7 protein-coding genes and 1 pseudogene are annotated in these 5320 nt (G+C 47.3%); 1 reads left to right on the top strand and 7 read right to left on the bottom strand.

What is annotated here, in order from left to right; all coding sequences use genetic code 11:
• Positions 1 to 134: 134 nt before the first annotated feature.
• Entirely contained in the window at positions 135 to 782 is a 648-nt protein-coding gene (locus tag ACO0LC_RS28980) for an ATP-binding protein (RefSeq protein ID WP_423009702.1), read from the top strand.
• Positions 783 to 1019: 237 nt separating this feature from the next.
• On the opposite strand, the gene ACO0LC_RS28975 is transcribed toward ACO0LC_RS28980, so the two are convergent.
• From ACO0LC_RS28975 to ACO0LC_RS28945, 7 genes and pseudogenes are all read right to left on the bottom strand, one after another.
• Positions 1020 to 1868, bottom strand: coding sequence for a tyrosine-type recombinase/integrase (locus tag ACO0LC_RS28975; protein ID WP_423009700.1), 849 nt, complete (start codon positions 1866 to 1868; stop codon positions 1020 to 1022).
• A 91-nt stretch (positions 1869 to 1959) separates the two neighbouring features.
• Entirely contained in the window at positions 1960 to 2112 is a 153-nt protein-coding gene (locus tag ACO0LC_RS28970; RefSeq protein ID WP_423009698.1) for a DUF4224 domain-containing protein, read from the bottom strand.
• Between the two features lie 337 nt (positions 2113 to 2449).
• Positions 2450 to 2791: a hypothetical protein gene (locus ACO0LC_RS28965; protein WP_423009696.1), complete on the bottom strand. Its 342-nt coding sequence runs from the start codon at positions 2789 to 2791 to the stop codon at positions 2450 to 2452.
• Positions 2792 to 2812: 21 nt separating this feature from the next.
• Complete coding sequence (locus ACO0LC_RS28960; protein WP_423009694.1) at positions 2813 to 3424, bottom strand: hypothetical protein; 612 nt, start codon at positions 3422 to 3424, stop codon at positions 2813 to 2815.
• 5 nt (positions 3425 to 3429) lie between these two features.
• Positions 3430 to 4410: pseudogene (locus tag ACO0LC_RS28955) on the bottom strand (phage Gp37/Gp68 family protein).
• Positions 4407 to 4724, bottom strand: a complete 318-nt coding sequence (locus ACO0LC_RS28950; RefSeq protein WP_423009692.1) for a hypothetical protein — start codon at positions 4722 to 4724, stop codon at positions 4407 to 4409. Before ACO0LC_RS28950 ends, ACO0LC_RS28955 begins: the two are co-directional and overlap by 4 nt.
• A 140-nt stretch (positions 4725 to 4864) precedes the next feature.
• Positions 4865 to 5209, bottom strand: coding sequence for a hypothetical protein (locus ACO0LC_RS28945; RefSeq protein ID WP_423009690.1), 345 nt, complete (start codon positions 5207 to 5209; stop codon positions 4865 to 4867).
• Positions 5210 to 5320: the final 111 nt, after the last annotated feature.

The following is a 5320-nucleotide window of genomic DNA, read 5'->3' as shown; positions in this document are numbered from 1 at the left end:
TGCGCCAATACAAGTTTCACCGCTTCTTCCCGCAATTCCGGGGTATATCTTTTTTTCTGTTTCATTATTTCTCCTGATCGTTTATTTTAACAAACAGGAATGTCCGAAAAAGTCAGGATACCTCAGTCGATGATATGACGATTGAAGGAGTACTAAAGCAATTCTTAGGATACGAGCCAACAAAGAATGCAAACGTAACTGTAATCGATCTAAGCGGCATTCCATTCGAGGTTCTTAGCATCACCGTATCGTTTATTTCTCGCTTGATTTTCGAGTTTGGTTACTTTTATAAACGTAAGCTTGCCGGAGGTGTCGATTGTGAAACACCGATTTTGCTTGTTTATGAAGAGGCTCACAAATATGTTCCTAGAAGTGATCTCGTAAAATATCGAGCCTCTAAAACGGCAATAGAAAGAATTGCAAAGGAGGGTAGAAAATACGGTGTGACTTTGGGAATAGTAAGCCAAAGGCCGTCAGAAGTTTCTGAAACTATATTTTCCCAATGTAGCAATTTTATCGCCATGCGGCTTACCAATCCGGACGATCAAGGCTATGTAAAAAAATTATTACCTGATACATCCGGAGACCTCATTGCAAGCCTGCCCGCGTTGCAGTCCGGCGAAGCTTTGTTGATTGGGGACTCAATAATAGTTCCATCCACTGTTATTATCGACAAGTGCGAAGCGAAACCAAACTCAACCGACATTTCCTTTTTTACTGAGTGGTCAAAAGCCTGGGTCGATGTAGATTTCGAAAAAATTACAAGTCTTTGGAAGCAGTAACTAATTTTTCATGCCATTCGATTTTGAAAAAAAGTCTTATCTAAATCGGGTTGAAAATTTTTTTGACGGTATTTTTGACGGTATGTGTTACTTGATAATAATAGAAGTATTTGATTTTATTGGGGAAAATTTAAATTATTGATTCCGGCCTCGGCACCACAATTACATTTCCTTGATAGGATTCACTAACTTTTTCAATTTCTAAAGTTCCGCAAAAACAGACGAGTTCCGCAAAAATTATTTTGTCGGGTTTACAAGTTTGCCTTTTCGATGTCGAACATAGTGTGCTGTCATGGTCGGAGTTGTGTGCCCAAGTTGCGCTTGAGCAGCATTCATGCCCTGACTTTCTTCTTTATCAGTACCAGCTTTTGCACGTAAATCTCTAAATTGGAAAGCCTTGATTTCCTTTTCAATCTCAGGATGCGCTTCTTTTGCTGCCGCCCTGGCACGGTCAAATGCTCCGCGAAGCATGTACTTAGTCAATGGCTCACCTTTGACATTGTTAAGTAATTTAAGGCTCATCACTTTTGCACTACTTATTCTTTTCATCACATCATCAAGAAGGCCTTCGATATTAATTCGAAGTTTTGCACTTCCCTTGTTTTGACGAATCCACAGCGCACCGTCTTTGACATCCGAACGCTTTAGCTTTAACACGTCAGCAGGGCGCTGGCCTGTTAAATATGCAAGATCAAGAGCATTTTGCAGCGGGACTTCTGCAAACTTGTACACCAAATCCAATAGCTCGTCGTCAATATAAATGTCCCGGCCTTTCTCCTTATAGTTCTTTACACCTTTGCAAGGGTTCTCTCGGTTTGTCAGCCCTTTCTCCCTGGCATAGTTCCAGATTGCAGAGAACAGCGCTTTTCCCCTGTTGGCGCGGACTTTGGCGCTAACTCGCCAGTCCATGTACTGCCTGACGTGTATAGGATCAATTTGCTCTAATGGTGACGGTGGATTGTCGAAAAACTTGTACAGCCATTTCAATTCATGCAAATTGTCTTTCTGTGTACGTTCGGCTTTTGCCGGAAGGCGATCACGGATATAACCTTCTGCAGCATACCTAAATGTGATCAACTGGCTCACCGGCTCGTTTGTCTTGGTAAGCTCTGCCCATTTCTTATGCTGCTTTCATCACGTTTGGCACCCTTTTTTTTTCATCTTGGGGTGTGTTTTTCTATCCTTCTACTGCCGCGGTGGTTACAACAGGGTGACCAGTCGCATTGACCCTATACGGCAATCCCATGGCACGCAGCGCCTCGATTTGCTTACTCTTTACCTTCCTGCCAGTAAGCGTTGCAATTTCATCTGAATTTAAAAACATGCTCATTTCTAACCTCCTGACATTACCTTGGCTGTTGTCCCTTGACCATAAAGAGCGATCATCAGAGGATCAGTTCGCCTGATATCCTCAAGTGGTGGAGTGAACTGTCGTGTGTACATCGGGGGCACCGGTTTGCCACTATGCCAGCTAAACTGCGTCCGGTTACGACCTCGGGCAGTAGGAATGGCATGCTGTATCACGTGGCCGGAAAAAACAAGGTCGCCGATAAGCTTGAGTGCATAGTTCTCTGAGGTACGCAGCTCGTACATGATGTCCTCAATGAAAAGCCACTTGTTCGTCAAGATCTGAGCTACCTGGCTATATCGCGCTACTACGTCTTGTCTCATAATGCATCCTTCCTATTAGACTCATTCTTGTAAGGCCCTGGACACCCGTTTTCGTAATCAAAGCCAGTGCAACCCTGATCTGTATGCTTGCACGGGTTGTCGCACTCATGGCTGATCGATATAACTTTGTGCCCTTTTGCTTGGTGCTGGCTCAGCAACGTAAAGGCCTGGCCAGGGCTCATTGGCGAACCATCGGTCTTTTCAAAGCAGTCCCAGCCCTTTGGGAATTTGTAATTGCGCATGAAACCCTCAATACTCAAGCACATGAATGAGACCTTGGTTTTTCCTTCGGGCCAGATTCTTTGGGCGAGGCCTGGAGAATCGGTAATTGTTGTCATAATAGTCCTTTTATTTTTTCGTTATGGCCTGCTATCCATCCCGCATTTCCTACAATCGCCTGACCAAAACTGGTGCAGCGACATGAAGCGATTGCAGCCACTGCAACGCAAAGGAGGCGCTCTGTGCTTTTGGGGCTTAATGATGGTAATGCCCGTGCCCTTTAGCGCCTGCTTGAGTGATACGTTATGAATGTGAACAACTGGCCGGGCCTTGGTCTCTATGTAGTCTGCAGGCCAGGGAATGAGCCGTGGCAGCAAATATCTTTCTGATATGGCCTTGTTAAAATTCGGGCCGGGCGGGTTTCCTTCATCGTACTGCCAATACACGTCGTTTCCGTTCCAAAACCCGTCTACCTGAAAGACGAAAACGCAGTCAGGGTTTGCAAAGTACGGCGTCGTCTCATCGTCCTTCAGGTGCTGGTGGTCAACAGCCCTGTGCTTGTGGGCATCGATGTATGCTTTGGGCCATGGAATATCCGCCTCTCGGGAACGGTGCTGGCTGACGGCCTCGTCCTTGGTGTAGACATGAGCCTTGCGCAGGTCGCTCGTGTAGCCTTTGCCGTCCTGCGCCCAAAACATCATGCAAGCGCCAGTCAGCGAGCGGGAGTCCTGCAAGTAGTAGAGTTGTTCCATGCGTATCACTCCGGGAATCCATTGTGCTCAACACCATCAAGCAGGCGGCCAGCGGCTTTCTTGCCTACTTTCTTAACTGGAATTACGTATTTGATGTTCCGTGTACCACGGGGTACAGTAAAAACGGTGCCAAACAATCCGTCGCTTTGAGGATCACCTGGGCTGCAGGATGAGTATGCTTCACTGTCTACAGGACCATATTCTCCCCATTGCTTGAACAAGAATGGAACGCCCGCATCGGCGCACTGGTCACGCAGAAAACGAACCCAAACAGGGCGCATGGGCCGGGCATTGGGGCCAGACTCGCCCCCTACAATTACCCAGTCAATCTGTGAACGTAGAGCTGGGTGTAAGGCATCAAGTTGATCGTGCTCGGAATCGATTCCCCAAAGGCAATGAAGCCTGCTTTGATTCCCAATGAAAAGATTTCTCAAGTTGATCTGCTCAAGAAGCGGCTCCATACTCAAGAAAAGAGTGGCAATATTAAGAACACCTTTAATTGCCAAACCACGTGCAATCTCGCGGTTTGCTTCGTCCTGATTGCAGATGGTTATGCCCAACTGAGCATTAGCAGGCCAACCGCCAGCGGCTTCTGTCAATGCCACAACGTTACCAACTCGTTTCGTCAGTAGCAACCAATCAAGATGAGGCGTAGCACGGATTAGAGTGAATAGTTCAGCACGCCATTCTGGATTTGCAGCTTTGTCAAACACATCTGTCAGACTTGTGCAGAATACGCGCTGACGGCGGCCATGCTCTTTAAAGAATTCATCATGCCGCAGGTGTCATTGCACCGGCTTGTTCCAGTTGCCCAGGCTAGTTAATCGACGTGGCGCCCCTGGGCCCCAGTTGATGGCAGTGCCGCCAGCATAACGAACATTGCGCGTCTCTGCATAGCAGTGGTCACAGCCTGGGCCGACCTTCTGGCAACCTTCCCAGGGGTTGAAGGTGTGGTCGCACCATTCTATTTTAGTGTTTTCGCTCATGGTAACTGGCCTTTACTTAGTAAAATGATTCTTTTGTTGATTGAGCAAAGCTTTGGATCGTCACATTCGCCATACCAGACAAGCAGCCACTGTCTGTCTTCGGGCCTGCAGTGACGATCAAATGCGCCATCGTGGCGCTTCCACATTTTCCCAGGGTAGACACCTGACGGCATCGAGCTTGAGTATTCTGAGAGTGATGAGAATGCATCAGGAGTCAGCAGCGCATGTCTGTCATCGATCAAGATGGAAGAAGGCGCTGGCTGTCTCCAGCTCCGGCCCATTGGCTCGGTGATTGGGGGAATGGTGTTGATCATGGCTTTATCCTCTTAAATTCAATTACCCACACCCATGGATTTGCGTCCCAGCTCCCGGCACCGTTGAGGGATTCCCAAAGATCTTTGTAGGCGGAAACTATGTTGTTGAATTTATCGCCATCTCCAACTGTCTCAGTTGCCTATAACTGAGCGCCTTCTTCGTAGGCGTCATTGTCGGAGATGTCGTTCAGGCGCTCGACGCGGACGCCAGTGATTTCAAGTTGGATACGACTGGCCGCCCGTGGCATGTGAATGGATGGTTTCCAGCATGATTGCGTTTCTACCTCTTCCACATACCATTCAAAATAGCCGTCTGCGGCGAAAATGACGTGACCTGAGTAATAGCCGCTTCCAAACTTAAGCTCAGCAATTTCAATCGCTGATCTGTCAGGTACCCAGTCAATGATTTCATCATCTTCATTAAGCGAATAAGAGACGAAGCCAAAAGATTCACGCACCCAGAGCTGATTGAGGTGTACTGTCAATAGCGGACACTCATGTTCTAAGCTGCCTGTGAGTGCCGATTAAAATTTTCAGCAAATAAGGCTGGCGATATATTGCCAAGACGCGAGTGACGTCGCTGGCGGTTATAAAAG

Origin of the sequence: Undibacterium sp. JH2W (assembly GCF_049340425.1) — a bacterium.
In the GTDB taxonomy this organism is placed as follows: domain Bacteria; phylum Pseudomonadota; class Gammaproteobacteria; order Burkholderiales; family Burkholderiaceae_D; genus Undibacterium.
Note: the sequence above shows the minus strand (reverse complement) of the source record. Positions and strands in the feature narration are given on the sequence as shown.

Coding starts and splice junctions, on each gene's coding strand:
- ACO0LC_RS28980 (WP_423009702.1), top strand. CDS start 135: ATGACGATTGAAGGAGTACTAAAGCAATTCTTAGGATACGAGCCAACA.
- ACO0LC_RS28960 (WP_423009694.1), bottom strand. CDS start 3,424: ATGGAACAACTCTACTACTTGCAGGACTCCCGCTCGCTGACTGGCGCT.
- ACO0LC_RS28970 (WP_423009698.1), bottom strand. CDS start 2,112: ATGAGCATGTTTTTAAATTCAGATGAAATTGCAACGCTTACTGGCAGG.
- ACO0LC_RS28950 (WP_423009692.1), bottom strand. CDS start 4,724: ATGATCAACACCATTCCCCCAATCACCGAGCCAATGGGCCGGAGCTGG.
- ACO0LC_RS28965 (WP_423009696.1), bottom strand. CDS start 2,791: ATGACAACAATTACCGATTCTCCAGGCCTCGCCCAAAGAATCTGGCCC.